17 protein-coding genes are annotated in these 15,638 nt (G+C 61.9%); 10 read left to right on the top strand and 7 right to left on the bottom strand.

Annotated features, from left to right (window positions below):
• Window positions 1-66: 66 nt before the first annotated feature.
• The 3 genes from pdhR to ampD all read right to left on the bottom strand — a co-directional run bounded on the left by pdhR (window position 67) and on the right by ampD (window position 2,743).
• Entirely contained in the window at window positions 67-822 is a 756-nt protein-coding gene (gene pdhR / locus FCL40_RS01675; protein ID WP_136850705.1) for a pyruvate dehydrogenase complex transcriptional repressor PdhR, read from the bottom strand.
• A gap of 499 nt (window positions 823-1,321) precedes the next feature.
• Window positions 1,322-2,170 (bottom strand): beta-lactamase regulator AmpE, encoded by an 849-nt coding sequence (gene ampE, locus FCL40_RS01670; RefSeq protein ID WP_136850703.1) that lies wholly within the window; start codon window positions 2,168-2,170, stop codon window positions 1,322-1,324.
• Window positions 2,171-2,743 carry a 1,6-anhydro-N-acetylmuramyl-L-alanine amidase AmpD gene (gene ampD, locus FCL40_RS01665; protein ID WP_136851361.1) on the bottom strand — a complete coding sequence of 191 codons (573 nt, stop codon included), beginning with the start codon at window positions 2,741-2,743 and terminating at the stop codon, window positions 2,171-2,173. It abuts the gene before it with no gap.
• A gap of 45 nt (window positions 2,744-2,788) precedes the next feature.
• Between ampD and FCL40_RS01660 the strand changes: the two genes are divergently transcribed.
• From FCL40_RS01660 to yacG, 9 genes are all read left to right on the top strand, one after another.
• The gene (locus tag FCL40_RS01660) at window positions 2,789-3,289 is read left to right on the top strand and encodes a retropepsin-like aspartic protease family protein (RefSeq protein ID WP_136850701.1); all 501 of its coding nucleotides are present in this window, start codon (window positions 2,789-2,791) and stop codon (window positions 3,287-3,289) included.
• 6 nt (window positions 3,290-3,295) lie between these two features.
• The gene (gene nadC, locus FCL40_RS01655) at window positions 3,296-4,135 is read left to right on the top strand and encodes a carboxylating nicotinate-nucleotide diphosphorylase (protein WP_136850700.1); all 840 of its coding nucleotides are present in this window, start codon (window positions 3,296-3,298) and stop codon (window positions 4,133-4,135) included.
• 219 nt (window positions 4,136-4,354) lie between these two features.
• A complete protein-coding gene (locus FCL40_RS01650; protein WP_136850699.1) occupies window positions 4,355-4,792 on the top strand; it encodes a pilin in 438 nt (145 codons plus the stop codon).
• Between the two features lie 8 nt (window positions 4,793-4,800).
• Window positions 4,801-6,366: a type IV-A pilus assembly ATPase PilB gene (gene pilB / locus FCL40_RS01645; protein ID WP_324614056.1), complete on the top strand. Its 1,566-nt coding sequence runs from the start codon at window positions 4,801-4,803 to the stop codon at window positions 6,364-6,366.
• Window positions 6,363-7,595 (top strand): type II secretion system F family protein, encoded by a 1,233-nt coding sequence (locus FCL40_RS01640; RefSeq protein ID WP_136850695.1) that lies wholly within the window; start codon window positions 6,363-6,365, stop codon window positions 7,593-7,595. Before pilB ends, FCL40_RS01640 begins: the two co-directional genes overlap by 4 nt.
• A 36-nt stretch (window positions 7,596-7,631) precedes the next feature.
• Entirely contained in the window at window positions 7,632-8,513 is an 882-nt protein-coding gene (locus FCL40_RS01635) for a prepilin peptidase (protein WP_136850693.1), read from the top strand.
• Window positions 8,510-9,118, top strand: a complete 609-nt coding sequence (gene coaE / locus FCL40_RS01630) for a dephospho-CoA kinase (protein ID WP_136850691.1) — start codon at window positions 8,510-8,512, stop codon at window positions 9,116-9,118. The genes FCL40_RS01635 and coaE overlap by 4 nt, the downstream gene beginning before the upstream one ends.
• Entirely contained in the window at window positions 9,111-9,866 is a 756-nt protein-coding gene (locus FCL40_RS01625) for a cell division protein ZapD (protein WP_136850689.1), read from the top strand. The genes coaE and FCL40_RS01625 overlap by 8 nt, the downstream gene beginning before the upstream one ends.
• Window positions 9,863-10,063: a DNA gyrase inhibitor YacG gene (gene yacG, locus FCL40_RS01620; RefSeq protein ID WP_136850684.1), complete on the top strand. Its 201-nt coding sequence runs from the start codon at window positions 9,863-9,865 to the stop codon at window positions 10,061-10,063. Before FCL40_RS01625 ends, yacG begins: the two co-directional genes overlap by 4 nt.
• Window positions 10,064-10,106: 43 nt before the next feature.
• Here yacG and mutT read toward each other — a convergent pair whose 3' ends face one another.
• From mutT to FCL40_RS01605, 3 genes are all read right to left on the bottom strand, one after another.
• On the bottom strand, window positions 10,107-10,487 hold the full coding sequence (gene mutT, locus FCL40_RS01615) for an 8-oxo-dGTP diphosphatase MutT (protein ID WP_169306964.1): 381 nt from the start codon (window positions 10,485-10,487) through the stop codon (window positions 10,107-10,109).
• 69 nt (window positions 10,488-10,556) lie between these two features.
• The gene (gene secA, locus FCL40_RS01610) at window positions 10,557-13,244 is read right to left on the bottom strand and encodes a preprotein translocase subunit SecA (protein ID WP_136850680.1); all 2,688 of its coding nucleotides are present in this window, start codon (window positions 13,242-13,244) and stop codon (window positions 10,557-10,559) included.
• A gap of 69 nt (window positions 13,245-13,313) precedes the next feature.
• Window positions 13,314-14,219 carry a M23 family metallopeptidase gene (locus tag FCL40_RS01605; protein WP_136850678.1) on the bottom strand — a complete coding sequence of 302 codons (906 nt, stop codon included), beginning with the start codon at window positions 14,217-14,219 and terminating at the stop codon, window positions 13,314-13,316.
• Between FCL40_RS01605 and FCL40_RS01600 the strand changes: the two genes are divergently transcribed.
• Window positions 14,218-14,700, top strand: a complete 483-nt coding sequence (locus FCL40_RS01600; RefSeq protein WP_136850676.1) for a DUF721 domain-containing protein — start codon at window positions 14,218-14,220, stop codon at window positions 14,698-14,700. The two genes, FCL40_RS01605 and FCL40_RS01600, sit on opposite strands and share 2 nt — an antisense overlap.
• Window position 14,701: 1 nt before the next feature.
• Here FCL40_RS01600 and lpxC read toward each other — a convergent pair whose 3' ends face one another.
• Window positions 14,702-15,613 carry a UDP-3-O-acyl-N-acetylglucosamine deacetylase gene (lpxC, locus tag FCL40_RS01595; RefSeq protein ID WP_136850674.1) on the bottom strand — a complete coding sequence of 304 codons (912 nt, stop codon included), beginning with the start codon at window positions 15,611-15,613 and terminating at the stop codon, window positions 14,702-14,704.
• Between the last annotated feature and the right edge of the window lie 25 nt (window positions 15,614-15,638).

Below are 15,638 nucleotides of genomic sequence, written 5' to 3'. Positions count from 1 at the left end.
CAAAATTCCTCTTCCATCGTTGCTTGTGATGGGGCGGCCCGACGGACCGCCTTTACTCGCATTCTGCTAATAGTCGTTCCGCAGGCGGCGCAGGCTGCGCTGCTGACGACTGTCCTCCTGGCGCACTTCGATGGTCACTTCCTCGATGTAGGCCAGGTGTTCGTTGGAGGCCCTGCGAGCCACTTCGGGCTCTCGATTCAAGATCGCTTTCAACAGGGCTTCACGGTGCAGGTTGGCGTAGTGCGCGGAGCCCTCACGACGGTACAGAAGTGCGAGGTTTTCCGCGACATTACGCTCGAGCAGAGGCGACAGACTCAGCACCACGTGCAACATGGCAACGTTGTGTGAGGCTTCGGCCACCGCACGGTAGAAGTCCACGATCGCCTTCGCCTCGAGCTCGAGCTGACCCTGAACCTCATGGAGTCGTTCAATTCTCTGCTTAAGAATGGCGTGGTCCGAATCGGTGCCACGCAAAGCTGCATAATAGGCCATCATCCCTTCGGTTGCGTGACGAAACTCCAGGAGGTCGTACTGAGTCTCCGGGTTGTCCGCCAGCAGTTCGATAAGGGGATCGGCCAGGCTCTTCCAAAGCTGATCCTGCACATAGGTGCCGCCACCCTGGCGCCGATTCAAAAGGCCCTTCACCTCCAGCTTTTGAATCGCCTCCCTCAGAGAGGGACGGGATACTTCAAACTGCTGCGCCAGCTCCCGCTCCGGCGGCAGTTTCTGCCCCGGTTTCAGGCTGCCTTCGAGGATCATCTTCTCCAGTTGGTTAACGATGACGTCGGACAGCTTTGGCTGGCTGATTTTTTGGTAGGCCATGGTCGGATAACTTCCCAGTCTGCTAATGGTTTGTCAATTGGTAAGACCATTAAGAGTGCGCAACGAAATGTAGCAGATCACACTCGCAAATGGCAACCACTTTGATTGATATCACAGAATGCATTCAATAGATCGACCCGATCAATAAAACCGAACAGGCCTTGCAATCAATGGTATGACCACTTTACAACATTTTGATATCAAAGGAATCTGTGAATGAGATTCTGGCGGGCAAAGGGGATTGCCACCACGTTGGATCATCCGGCCTTTGAGAGATAGATCAACCGCACGGCTCGCAATTTCGACAATTGCACTGAGCCGGATTCTGATGACGATTAAAACTCTCCTAAAGATGGTGATTCTTCAATCGACTTTTTACTGGTCAGACTGACGGGTGTGCGCCCGATCACCCGAAAGGTGAAGCCTATGTGAACTCAGCCAGAGTGGACAACAAAAAGGGGAGTCCGCGGACTCCCCTGGGCAATTGGGCTGACCAGCCTCAGTTCAGGACCCCGAAGATGGTCAGCAGCGACACCAGGATCAGCAGCAGGGTGACGTTGCGCTTGGCCAGCTTCAGCAGGTTGAGGGTCGACTGGACACACACCGGCGCGGCGCTCTCCACCGGGATCTCCTCCGCCACCAGGGCCACCCGGTAGATCAGGATCCGGGCTGGCACCGCCGGCTGAAACGCCAGGGAGAGCCAGACCGACAGCGCGCGGCTGAAGTGACCGGAGAGGGCAAAGCCGAAAGCCACCAGCCGAGCAGGCACCCAATCGAGCAGAGTCATCAACCCGGACACCAGTGGGCGGTTCAGCTGATGACGTTCGAAGTGATCATGATAACCGCGGACCACGCAGTAGAGGGTGGCCACCGCAGGGCCCAGCAGCACAAAGTACAGGGCCACCGCCGCGTAGTAGCGGTAATTGAGCCAGGCGGCCACCTGGCCCATCCGCTGACCCAGTTCCCGCTCGCTCACCGCCTCCAGCGGAACCGGGTCCACCCTGTCCGCGGTGTGGAAACAGGCCTGCATGTCGCCCCGGCAGGCGGCCTGCAGATACTCCTTGAACGCCTGCCTCAGCTCCATGTGACCGAACAGCACCACCCCCACCAGCAACCACAGGGCCAGGTGCCAGACGCCATAGCCCACCCCCTCCAACTCATGGGCCAGCAGAGCCACCAGCGCCGGGGCCAGGGCCAGCGCGAACAGCATCTTCCAGGCGCTGCGCAACTCGCTGTCGCTGAACAGCCGCCGTCGGTAGGCACCGAAGACCGCATTGAACTGCAGGAAAGGAGCGATCAGCTTCAGCCGCTCGAGCAGCAGTACCACCAGTAGAGAAAACAGAGCCATCTAGCGCGCCTTGTTCAGTTCTTGCCGATAGAGATCCCAGTCGAAATAGGGGCCCGGATCGCTTTTCCGTCCCGGGGCTATGTCGCTGTGACCCACGATTCTGTCCAGAGTAATATCGGGATAAGACTCCAACAGTGAAAGAGTTACCTCGATAAGACTATGATATTGTGCCATGGTGAAGGGGCAATGATCACTGCCCTCCATCTCAATTCCGATGCTGAAGTCGTTGCAGCGGTGACGCCCGGCCAGCTCGCTGACACCGGCGTGCCAGGCCCGGCGGTCGAAGGGGACATACTGAACTACGCTGCCGTCCCGGCGGATAAGCAGGTGGGCCGACACCCTCAGGCCGCGTACCTGCTGCAACAGCGGGTGATCCACCTGGATGCAGCCCAGGAACAACTGGTCGACATAGTCACTGCCAAACTGCCCGGGCAGCAGGCTGATGTTGTGGATCACCAGGGCGTCGATGCGGACACCGTCGGGACGGGCGTCCTGGAACGGGCTAAAGCGATGGATCGACCGATGGAGCCAACGCCCCCGCGGCTCCAGAGAGTGGTGGTTGCCCTTGTCCATGGAGAAAACCGATAATGCCAAAACCCACACTTTAGCAGGTCAGGTATGAAGAGATCACGCCCCCACTCTCCCTTTGGCAAGCCGATGCTGTTTCTCGCCTGGCTGTCGATGCTGGCCCTGCTCTACCTCTATTTCGACGACAAGCTCGAGCGCCAACACAACCCCAACCTGAACCCGATGATCCAGGGACAGGAGCTGGTGCTGCAGCAGAACCGTCAGGGCCACTACCTGGTGGTCGGCACCATCAACGGCCAGGAGGTCACCCTGATGCTGGATACCGGAGCCACCACCACCTCGATCCCCGCCCACCTCGGCCCCGCTCTGGGGCTTAAGGCTGGCTACCCCTTCCCGGTGAGCACCGCCAACGGCAGCATCACCGTCTACCGCACCACCGTAGAGACACTCACAATCGGCCCACTGACCCTGTATAATCTGGAGGCCAGTCTCAACCCCGGCCAGGAGGACGATACCGTACTGCTGGGGATGAACGCCCTGCGGCACCTGGAGCTGGTGCAACGGGGACAAACACTTACTATCAGGAAGTAATTCGCTATGCTGGAAAACGACATCCGCCTCACCGTGGCCGCCGCGCTGGCTGAAGACCTGGGAGGTCTCACTGCCGACGAGGGGGACATCACCGCCCAACTGATCCCCGCCGATCGCACCGCCGAAGCCACCATCATCAGCCGCGAAGAAGCGGTGTTCTGTGGCAAGGCCTGGGTCGAGCAGGTGTTCAACCAGCTGGGGGGCGAGGTGGCCCTCCACTGGCACGTGGATGACGGGGACCTGATTCTGCCCAACCAGGTCTTGTGTGAGCTCTCTGGTCCGGCCCGCACACTGCTGACCGGCGAGCGGGTCGCCCTGAACTTCGTCCAGACCCTCTCCGGGGTCGCCACCGTGGTCAACCAGTATGCCATCAAGCTTGAGGGCACCGGCACCCAACTGCTGGACACCCGCAAGACCATCCCCGGCCTGCGCACCGCCCAGAAGTACGCGGTCACCTGCGGCGGCGGCAAGAACCACCGCATCGGCCTGTTTGACGCCTTCCTGATCAAAGAGAACCACATCGCCGCCTGTGGCGGCATCGGCGAGGCTATCGCCGCCGCCCGTACCCTCCATGCCGATAAGCCGGTCGAAGTGGAGGTGGAGAACCTGGAGGAGCTGAAGCTGGCCATCGACTGCGGCGCCGACATCGTGATGCTGGACAACTTCGACCTGACCATGCAGATGCAGGCGGTGGAGCTGAACCGGGGCCGAACCAAACTGGAGGTCAGCGGCAACGTCACCCTGAACACCATCGCCGAGTTCGCCCACACCGGCATCGATTACATCTCGGTCGGCGCCCTGACCAAGCATGTTCGGGCCGTCGATCTCTCCATGCGCTTCCGCTGAGACCTCACCGCAACGGCACCCCGGGGTGCCGTTGCTCCCCATCAATTCACTCCCCTCTCATCGACCCGCCTGCGCTCTGAGCCGGTCTCTCCAGCCTCGACGATTTTTCCCCCTTGGCCTTGTAGGGCCAGTACTTTGTACTAGTTTTAGACTAGAACCACTTCCCCGCAGGAGGCGGGGAGGAGACACGGAATGTCGCCCATGGAAAGGAGTATCCAGATGCTTACCCATACCCGCCCGCAAGGCTTTACCCTGATCGAGCTGATGATCGTCGTGGCCATCGTCGGCATCCTGGCCGCCATCGCCCTGCCCGCCTACCAGACCTACACAAAACGCGCCAAATTCGCCGAAGTGATTGCCGCCACCGGTTCCATCAAGACCCAGATTGAGGTCTGCATGCAGACCGTGGGCACTACGGCCACGGCGGCTGAGGTTCATACCGCCTGCAGCGGCAAGGTCGATATCGATGCCAGCGGCAACGTCAACGGCGCCGATCGCGGAGCCAACGTCGCCAGTGTGACCTTTACCACCGCGGGCATTACCGCCACCGGAGCCGCCTCGGTAGACGGCAAAACCTATATCCTGGCCCCGGCTGCCACCAATGGCGCCATCGCTTGGAGCCAATCAGGCAGCTGTCTCGCCGCCGGACTCTGCTAGGGGGCCGTTTGGAGTCCCACTACTATCGGCAGGCGCGCAGCCTGGGAGCGCCGCTGTTCGATATCCGCCAGCTCAACCCCGACTCCCTGCCGTCGGCGCTGATCAGTCAGAAGCTGGTGGAGCGCCACCGCTGCCTGCCCCTGGCCAGCCGAGGTGGTCAGCTGTTTGTTGCCACCTCTGATGCAGCCAACCTGACAGTGCTGGAGGATTTCGAGTTCAACACCGGCCTGCGGTCGGTGCCGGTGCTGGTGGAGCGGTCGGCTCTGGAGCAGGTGATAGACCGGTTTCTGGAGAGCGACTTCGACGCCCTGGAACTGACCGAGCTCGATGAGCAGAACCTGGGCGACCTCGAGGTGGAGGAGCTGGGGGCGCCGAACGAGGCGCCGCCGGCCGCCGACGATGCCCCCATCGTCATCTACATCAACAAGCTGCTCACCGACGCCATCAAGCGGGGGGCGTCGGATCTGCACTTTGAGCCCTACGAGTCGAGCTACCGCATCCGCTTTCGCATCGATGGGGTGCTGCACACCGTCTCCACCCCGCCCGTCAACCTGGCCAGCCGCATCTCCGCCCGCCTCAAGGTGATGTCCAAGCTGGACATCGCCGAGCGCCGCCTGCCCCAGGATGGCCGGATAAAACTGCGCCTGAGCCCCAAGCGGGCCATCGACTTTCGGGTCTCCACCCTGCCGACCCTGTTCGGCGAGAAGATCGTTATGCGGATACTGGACGGCTCGGCGGCCCTGCTCAACATCGACGTCCTCGGCTACCAACCGCAGCAGAAGCGGCTCTACCTGTCGGCACTGCAACGGCCCCAGGGAATGATCCTGGTCACCGGCCCCACCGGCTCCGGTAAGACCGTCTCCCTCTACACCGGGCTGAATATCCTCAACACCGAGCAGCGCAACATCTCCACCGCCGAGGACCCGGTCGAGATCAACCTGCCGGGGATTAATCAGGTACAGATAAACAACAGGGCCGGACTCACCTTCGCCTCCGCCCTGAGGGCCTTCCTGCGCCAGGACCCGGACATCGTCATGGTGGGGGAGATTCGGGACCTGGAGACCGCGGAGATCGCCATCAAGGCCGCCCAGACCGGTCACCTGGTGCTCTCCACCCTGCACACCAACTCCGCCGCCGAGACCCTGACCCGGTTGCTGAACATGGGCGTGCCGGCCTATAACATCGCCGCCTCGGTGTCACTGATCATCGCCCAGCGGCTGGCCAGACGGCTGTGCGTCCACTGCCGGGAAGCGGAACCATTGACACCCGAGGTACTGCAGGAGGCGGGATTCAGTGACACACAGATCGCCTCCGGCCCCACCCTCTACCGGGCCAGGGGCTGCGATCACTGCACCGACGGCTACCGGGGCCGCCTGGGGGTCTATGAACTGCTGCCCATGTCCCCCTCCCTGGCCGAGCTGATCATGGCCAACGGCACCTCGCTGGAGCTGGCCCGGGTCGCCAGGGAGGGCGGCATGGTGCCCCTGCGCCAGTCGGGCCTGGCCCAGGTGGCGGCCGGCGTCACCACCCTGGCAGAGATCAACCGCATCACCGACTGGCAGGCGGCCCCATGAGCCGTGCCGCCAAGGGCGCCGCCCCCACCATCACCGAGTTTCTGTGGCGAGGCGCCAACGCCAGCGGCGACCGTACCCAGGGTGAAATCCGCGCCGTCAATGCCGAAGAGGCCCGCAGCCAGCTGCGCAAACAGGGGATCCACGCGGTGCGACTGCGGCGGAAGCCCAGCCCGCTGTTCCAACGAGGAGGGCGGATTACCCCCATGGAGCTGGCCATGGTGACCCGGCAGATCGCCACCATGCTGCTGGCCGGCGTTCCCCTGGTCACCACCCTGCAGATGATCGGTCGGGGCCACGACCGGGAAGCGATGCGCAACCTTCTGGGAGAGATCCTGCTGCAGGTGGAGGCGGGCGTCCCCCTGTCCCAGGCACTGCGCCCCCACCGTCAGCAGTTCGATGAGCTCTACTGCGACCTGGTGGAGGCGGGAGAGCACTCCGGCGCCCTGGACCGGGTGTTCGACCGCATCGCCACCTACCGGGAGAAGGCGGAGGCGCTGAAGTCGAAGATCAAGAAGGCGATGTTCTACCCTACCGCGGTGATCCTGGTCGCCCTGATGGTCACGGTGATCCTGCTGCTGTTCGTGGTGCCCCAGTTCGAAGAGATCTTTGCCAGCTTCAACGCCGAGTTGCCCCTGTTTACCCAGTGGGTGATCCAGTTGTCCCGCGTCCTCCAGCAGGCCTGGCCCTACTTCGCCTGCGGAGTGATTGGCCTGGTGTGGGGAGGGATCCGCGCCCATCGCAGCTCGGCCCGCGTGCGCGACCGCCTCGACGCCCTGCTGCTCAGGCTGCCCCTGGTGGGCCCGATACTGCACAAGGGGGCCGTAGCCCGCTTTGCCCGGACCCTGGCGACCACCTTCGCCGCCGGGGTGCCACTGATCGAGGGGCTGAATTCCGCCGCCGGGGCCGCGGGCAATGCGGTGTACCGCAGTGCGGTGCAGGCCGTCAGGGACCAGGTGGTCTCCGGGCTGCAGATGAACATGGCGATGCGCACCCAAAAGGTGTTCCCGGACATGCTGGTACAGATGGTGCTTATCGGCGAGGAGTCCGGCTCCCTGGATGAGATGCTCAACAAGGTGGCCAACATCTACGAGATGCAGGTGGATGACGCCGTCGACGGCCTCTCCACCCTGATCGAGCCTCTGCTGATGGTGGTGATAGGATCACTCGTAGGCGGGTTGGTGGTGGCAATGTATCTTCCGATCTTCCAATTGGGTAGCGTGGTCGGCTAGGATCAGCAGAGATAACTCATTAAGCCGAATCACGAAATGGACTACTGGATCACCCTTTTCCAACTGCAGCCCTGGCTGTTTTCCTCCCTGGTCGCCCTGCTGGGCCTGATCCTGGGCAGCTTCCTCAACGTGGTGATCCATCGCCTGCCGATCATGATGGACCGGGACTGGCGCGTCGAGTGCCAGGAGTACTGCGAACAACCGGTGACTCGCAGCGATCTGCCCACCCCCTTCAACCTGGCCACCCCGCGCTCTCGCTGCGGTCACTGCCTGACGCCCATCCCCATGAAGCACAACATCCCGCTGCTCAGCTACCTACTGCTGCGGGGACGCTGTCACCATTGTGGCGCCACCATCGGCCTGCGCTACCCCCTGGTGGAGCTGCTGACCGCGGCCGTCTCCGTCCTGCTGGCCTGGCAGTTTGGTCCTACTCCCACCTTCGGCGCCCTGTGGTTGCTGAGCCTTGGCCTGATCGCCCTGGCCTTTATCGATGCGGATACGATGCTGCTGCCGGACCAGATCACCCTGCCTCTGCTGTGGCTGGGGCTGCTGTTCAACCTGGGGGATGGCCTGGTTCCCCTGGAGCAGGCGGTGCTCGGCGCCGCCTTCGGCTACCTCAGCCTTTGGAGCGTGTTTCAGCTGTTCAGGCTGGTCACCGGTAAGGAGGGGATGGGGTACGGCGACTTCAAGCTGCTGGCGCTGTTTGGCGCCTGGCTGGGGTGGAAGCCGCTGCTGCTGATCATCCTGCTCTCCTCCCTCCTCGGGGCTGGATTCGGCCTAATCCAGCTGGCCCTGGGCCGGCTGAAGCGGGACAACCCCATGCCCTTCGGACCCTGGATCATCCTGGCGGGCTGGGTGGCGCTGTTGTGGGGCGACCGGATAGTCCACTGGTATCTGACCCGGGTGGTGGGCCTGTGAGCGCCCTGCTGATCGGCCTCACCGGCGGCATCGGCTCGGGCAAGAGCACGGTCGCGGATCTGTTTGCCAAACGGGGCATTGAGCTTATCGACGCCGACCTTATCGCCCGCGAAGTGGTCGCCCCAGGCAGCGACGGCCTGAAGGCGATCGTCGACCACTTCGGCGACCAGGTACTGAGTGACGGCGGCGGCCTGGACCGGGCCGCCCTGCGTCGGCGGGTATTCAACCAGCCTGAGGAGCTGCGGTGGCTTAATTCCCTGATCCATCCGCTGGTGCGCGCCCGCATGATCGAACGGGGCCGGGCGGCCACCTCCCCCTATGCCCTGCTGGTGATCCCGCTGCTGGTGGAGAACGGCCTGCAGTCCCTGGTAGAAAGGGTACTGGTGGTGGATCTGCCGGAGGAGGAGCAGCTTAGGCGTACCATGAGCCGGGATCACAATGACCAGGCCCTAGTGGAGAAGATCATGGCCAATCAGGCCAGTCGGGCCCAGCGGCTGGCCGCCGCCGACGATCGCATTGACAACGGCGGAAATCTTGCCGACCTTAACACCCAGGTGGAACAGCTCCATCAACACTATCTGACACTTGCCGGGAGCCATGAGTAACTCGACCCTGTACGAACATCCCCTGAACGAACGCACCCGCTTCTACCTGAGGGTGGAGCAATTGGTGCAGGCCCTGGAGGACTGCCGTAACGGCGACTGCCCCAGTGCCCACCGCAGCCTGTTCCGCACCCTGTTCGAGCTGTGCGACCTGCTGGAACGCTCCGACATCAAGGGGGAGCTGGCCAAGCAGGTGGATCAGAGCCTGTCCCTGGTGACCCAGTGGCAGAGCCAGCCCGGAGTGGACCAGCGGCAGCTTCAGGCACTGGTGGAGACCCTGCAGCGGCAAGGCCGCGCCCTGCTGCAGATGGAGCGCCCGGGCAGCACTCTGCGTCAGGACAGGTTTCTGAGCCAGATCCGCCAGCGGGTCAACCTGGCCGGCGGAGCCTGTGGCTTTGACCTCCCCCGGCTGCAGCACTGGCTGGGTCAGTCCAGGGCCCAGCGGATCCAGGATATCGACGCCTGGCTGGCCACCCTGGCACCGCTGACCGAGGCGATCGCCCTGCAACTGCAACTGATTCGCGAATGCAGTCACTGGGAGAACAGGGTGGCGATCCAGGGCCAGTTTCTCCATAATGCCGATCACCCTCTGGCCCTGCTGCGGATCCGCCTGGACAACCACTATGGCTGTTACCCGGTGATCAGCGGCCACAAGAGCCGATTCAGTCTGAACATGATGAACGCCGGCACGGGCAGCGCCGAAGTGCGCAACCTCCCCTTTAGCCTGTCGCTGTCGATGGAGACCCCATGACCCTGGAAGTACAATGCCCCACCTGCAAGAAAACGGTGACCTGGGACGATAACCACCCCTTCAAGCCGTTCTGCAGCGAACGCTGCAAGATGATCGATCTGGGAGACTGGGCCGACGAGAAGCACGCCATCCCCGTCGAACCGGAGATCCCCGACGATCTCGGCTACGACGAGGGCGACTTCTTCAAAGAGGATTAACCTCGACCATGAAAAAAGGCTCCCAGGGAGCCTTTTTTTCATGTCACAACGCGGCAATCACCGAGTCGTTGGCCTTGGGAAACGGCAGGGCCCTGAGCTCCTCGACACTGGCCCACTTCAGGGGTTGCCCCTCCCTGGCCCTGGGCTGGCCACGGTAGCCGGTCACCCGGTAGAAGTGCAGCGCCAGGGTGCGGTCGTCGAACTCGAACACCTTGCGCTCCATCAGTTCGGCGCCAGTGAGTTCCAGCCCCACCTCCTCCTCCAGCTCCCTGGCCAGGGCGGAGAGTTCATCCTCCCCCGCCTCCGCCTTGCCGCCGGGGAACTCCCACTTGCCTGCCAGGTGCTGCTCCCCCCGCCTGAGGCTGATCAAATACTGGTCCTGGCTGTTCCGAACCAGGCCGATAACGATTCTCTGAATGGCCACCGCCATGCTCCTCTCTGATCAAAAATGCCAGTCCGGAGACTGGCATTTGCTATCTGATATCAGACCTTATTAGGCCAGCTTACCGTGACACTGCTTGTACTTCTTGCCGGAACCACAGGGGCAGGGCTCGTTCCGGCCCACCTTGGGCTGCGGCGCCTGTTCGCCCTCGGGCGCGCCGGAGTAGTTGCGCTGTGCCGCCAGGGCCTCCTCCTGCTCTCGGCGCTTGGCCTCCATCTCATCCACCTCGGACTGGGTCTGAACCCGGACCTTGGAAAGGATGGAGATCACGTCGTGCTTCAGGGTCTCCAGCATGCTCTCGAACATCTCGAAAGACTCGCGCTTGTACTCCTGCTTGGGGTTCTTCTGGGCATATCCGCGCAGGTGGATGCCCTGGCGCAGGTGGTCCATCGCCGCCAGGTGCTCCTTCCACAGGTTGTCCAGGGTCTGCAGCATGATCGCCTTTTCGAACTGGCGCAGAACCGGCTCACCGACAAACTGCTCCTTCTGCTTGTACACCTCACCCCAGGCCTGACTGATGCGCTCGCGCAGGGTCTCCTCGTGGAGGTCCTCCTCCTCCTCGAGCCACTTGCCAATGGGCAGCTCCAGGTTGAACTCGGAGGCCAGGCGCTCCTCCAGGCCGGGGACATCCCACATCTCCTCCAGAGACTGGGGAGGTATGTAGCTGTTGATGACGTTGGCCAGGACATCGTCGCGAATCACCTCGATGGTCTCGGCGATGCTGTCGCTGTCCATCAGCTCGTTACGCTGGGCGTAGACCACCTTACGCTGGTCGTTGGCCACGTCGTCAAACTCCAGCAGCTGCTTACGGATATCGAAGTTGCGGGCTTCCACCTTGCGCTGGGCGCCTTCGATGGACTTGGTCACCCAGGGGTGCTCGATCGCTTCGCCCCGCTCCATACCCAGCTTCTTCATCAGGCCGGACACCCGGTCGGATGCGAAGATGCGCATCAGCGAGTCTTCCATGGACAGGTAGAAGCGGGAGGAACCTGCATCACCCTGACGGCCGGAACGGCCACGCAGCTGGTTGTCGATACGGCGGGACTCGTGACGCTCGGTACCGATGATGTGCAGACCACCGGCCTCCAAAACCGCGTCGTGACGCTCCTGCCAGTTGTCGTGCTTCTCGGCAATCTGCTCCTCGGTGGCACCGCTCGCCCTGAGCTCCTCCAGTTCCGCCTGCCAGCTGCCGCCCAGCACGATGTCGGTACCCCGGCCGGCCATGTTGGTGGCGATGGTAACCGCACCGCTGCGACCGGCGTCGGCGACGATCTGGGCTTCCTGCTCGTGGAACTTGGCGTTCAGGACGTTGTGCTTGATCTTGGACTTGCGCAGCTCGTTGGAGAGGCGCTCTGACGCCTCGATGGAGATGGTGCCCACCAGGGTAGGCTGACCACGCTCCTGGCAATCCTTGATGTCGGCGATGATCGCTTCGAACTTCTCCTCTTCGGTCAGGTAGACCTGATCGGGGCGGTCGTCACGGATCATCGGACGGTTGGTGGGAATCACCACGGTATCCAGGCCGTAGATGTGCTGGAATTCGAACGCTTCGGTGTCGGCGGTACCGGTCATCCCCCCCAGCTTGTCATACAGCCGGAAGTAGTTCTGGAAGGTGATCGAGGCCAGGGTCTGGTTCTCATTCTGGATTCTCACCCCCTCTTTGGCTTCCACCGCCTGGTGCAGACCCTCTGACCAGCGACGGCCCGGCATGGTGCGGCCGGTGTGCTCATCGACGATGACGATCTCGCCATCCTGGATGATGTAGTCCACGTCCTTCTCGAACAGGGTGTGGGCACGCAAGGCGGCGTTCACATGGTGCAGCAGAGAGATGTTGGTGGCGCTGTAGAGGGACTCGCCCTCGGGCAGCATGCCGATCTCGATCAGCAGCTCCTCGACCTTCTCCTGACCGCGCTCGGTCAGGTGAACCTGCTTGCCCTTTTCATCGATGGTGTAGTCACCCTCACCGGTGTACTCCTCGGTATCCTCCTTATCCTGGCGGACCAGGCGGGGGATGATCTTGTCCACCTTGATATAGGACTCTGAGCTGTCCTCGGCGGCACCAGAGATGATCAGCGGGGTACGGGCTTCATCGATCAGGATGGAGTCCACCTCGTCGATGATGGCGTAGAACAGGGGGCGCTGAACCCGCTCCGGGGCGGAGAAGGCCATATTGTCGCGCAGGTAGTCGAAGCCGAATTCGTTGTTGGTGCCGTAGGTAATGTCCGCGGCGTAGGCTTCCTTCTTCTGCTGGGGACCCATGCCCGGCACGTTGATGCCCACGGTCATGCCCAGGAATTCGAACAGGGGACGGTTCCAGTCGGCGTCGCGGCTGGCCAGGTAGTCGTTGACCGTGATCACGTGAACCCCTTTGCCGGTCAGGGCATTGAGGTAGGCCGGCAGGGTCGCAGTCAGGGTTTTACCTTCACCGGTGCGCATCTCGGCGATGCGGCCAGACTGCAGCACCATACCGCCGATCAGCTGCACGTCGAAGTGACGCATGCCGAACACCCGCTTGGAGGCCTCCCGGACGGTGGCAAACGCTTCCGGAAGGATATCGTCCAGGCGGGCCCCGTCGGCGATGCGCTGCTTGAACTCCTCGGTCTTGGCCTTGAGCTGCTCGTCGCTCAGGGCCTCATATTCCGCTTCCAGCTGGTTGATCTGCGCGGCAACCTTGCGCAGCTGCTTCAAGGTACGCTCGTTCTTGCTACCAAAAATCTTGGTGAGGAGTTGTGCAAACATCGTCTTATTTCACTTTTTACTTAGGACTCGGACCAAACTCCGTTGGCCCTACCAGGATTGCCCGCCCCACTAACTGCGGGGCTTACGGTAAACGTATTTGTTAGGATTAACCTGACGATCGTTGCGCAACACTTCGTAATGGACATGGGGTCCGGTCGAACGGCCGGTATTGCCCAGTTCGGCAATAACGTCTCCCTTCTTGACCACCTGGCCTGCCTTGACCAGCAGGGCCTTGTTATGACCGTAACGGGTCTTCACCCCGTTACCATGATCAATCTCGACCAAATTGCCGTAACCGTACATCTCGCCCGAGTAGGAGACGACTCCCGCTCCGGTGGCGACGACATCGCCCCCTTCCGTACCCGCGAAATCGATGCCTTTATGCATGGCGGGACGGCCGGTGAATGGATCGTTGCGCATCCCATAGTCGGAGGACTGCCAGCCCTTGACGATGGGACGTCCTGACAAATAACTGCTTAAATCTATATGGTGATTGCGCTCGACAGTTTCAAGTAGCGCCAGCTGGCTGTCCGAGCTGTCCAGCCGCTTGGCCAGTTGCTCCATCTCCAGCAGCAGCTGCTTGAGCCCCACATCACCCAGCTCATCGGCATTGGCGCCACCCAGGCCCACCGCCGATGAGAAATCAAACTGTTCGGTTAGTTCGGCCCGATCGGCCAGTGCGATCCCCAGCGACTCCAGGCGATTCATCTGCGCCTGCATCCGCCCGAGGCGGACCGCCAGGGTGGCCAACTGGGTCTGGGTCAGCTGGCGGATCTCTTCCACCTGCTCCTGCCCATCGGCCTGACTCTCCTGAGCCTGAGCCAGCTTCTGCTCCACCTCGTGCAACTGCTCTTTATGGAGCTGGAACAGCCCAACGCCGGCGGCCACTAGCATCAGCGGCAGCAAAAACCACCCCTTGCCCGGTTGCCAGTGCCGTACACCGTGCTTTCCCTTTATAAAGACTGTTACACTCATGGAGTTCTTATCTAATCTTTTGTGTCTTGGTATGAAGTCAAAACCTACCGATGTTGCCGAGCTGATGAGCCAAAGGCTCCGTCAGGTCCAGGAGCGCACTGAGTCGCTCAGACAGTTGCAACAGGCGACCACCGATCTCCTGGGCAGTGACCTCAGGGGGCGGTACCGGGTAGCCAACCTTCGCGACGGTGTCATGATCATCGAGACCGACAGCGCCGCCTGGGCAACCCGGCTGCAGTTCATGAAACTGCAGCTGCTGCAGCAGTTGCGGCAACAAGGTTTCCCAATGCTCACCACTATTGAGATCAAAGTCAACCCGACACTGTCCAGGATTGAGCGACAGGTAACGCAAAATCTTAATAGACTCAGTCCTCAAGCTGCGAGCCAGATTCAGGAGCTTGCAGAATCTATAGGCGGCAGCCTGGGAGAGAAGCTAAAAAAACTGGCCGCCCATGGGGGCGGCCAGCAGAACAACTCTTAACTCAGGCGGTCACCGGTGCCAGGTAGTCCATCGGCACCTGCTGAGCCTCCTCGAAGCTCACCAGTTCCCAGGCTTCCTGATCCGCCAGTACCGCGCGAATCAGTTGGTTATTCAGCGCATGACCGGACTTGAACGCGGTGAATTCTCCCAGGATGGCATACCCTCCCAGATAGAGATCCCCCACGGCATCCAGAATCTTATGCTTGACGAACTCGTTCTCAACCCGCAGGCCATCGGGGTTGAGGATGCGGAACTCGTCCAGCACCACGGCGTTCTCCATGCTGCCGCCCAGGGCCAGGTTGTTGGCCCGCAGGTACTCGATGTCGCGCATAAACCCGAAGGTGCGGGCGCGACTCACCTGCTTGATGTATTCGGCAGAGGAGAACTCCATCACCATCTTCTGCTGGCTTCTGGCGATCTCCGGGTGATCGAAGTCGATGGCAAAGTTGAGTTTAAAGCCATTATGGGGACGGAACTCCGCCCACTTGTCACCCTCTTCGACCCGGATCGGCTTACGGATGCGCAGGTACTGTTTGGACGCAGGCTGCTCTACCAGGCCGGCGGTCTGAAGAAGGAAGACAAAGGGACTGGCACTGCCGTCCATAATGGGGATCTCGGGCGCATCCACCTCGATGATGGCATTGTCTACGCCGAGGCCGGCCAGGGCAGACATCAGGTGCTCCACCGTGGCGATACGGTGACCCTCGTCGCTGACCAGGCCGGTACACAGGGTGGTCTCACGCACCAGCGCGGCACTGGCGGGGATCTCCGCCACCGGGGTCAGATCGGTACGCCGGAACACAATCCCGGTGCCCACGGGGGCCGGATTGATGCTCAGGGTGACCTTGTCACCGGAGTGAAGACCCACACCGGTTGCCTGAACCGGGCGCTGTAGAGTGCGCTGTTTACTCATTAACCGTCCTGCTCTCAATAAACTC

The organism is Ferrimonas sediminicola (assembly GCF_005116715.1).
In the GTDB taxonomy this organism is placed as follows: Bacteria; Pseudomonadota; Gammaproteobacteria; order Enterobacterales; family Shewanellaceae; genus Ferrimonas; species Ferrimonas sediminicola.
The sequence above is the reverse complement of the archived record's forward strand: the minus strand, read 5'-3'. Positions and strand labels throughout refer to the sequence as shown.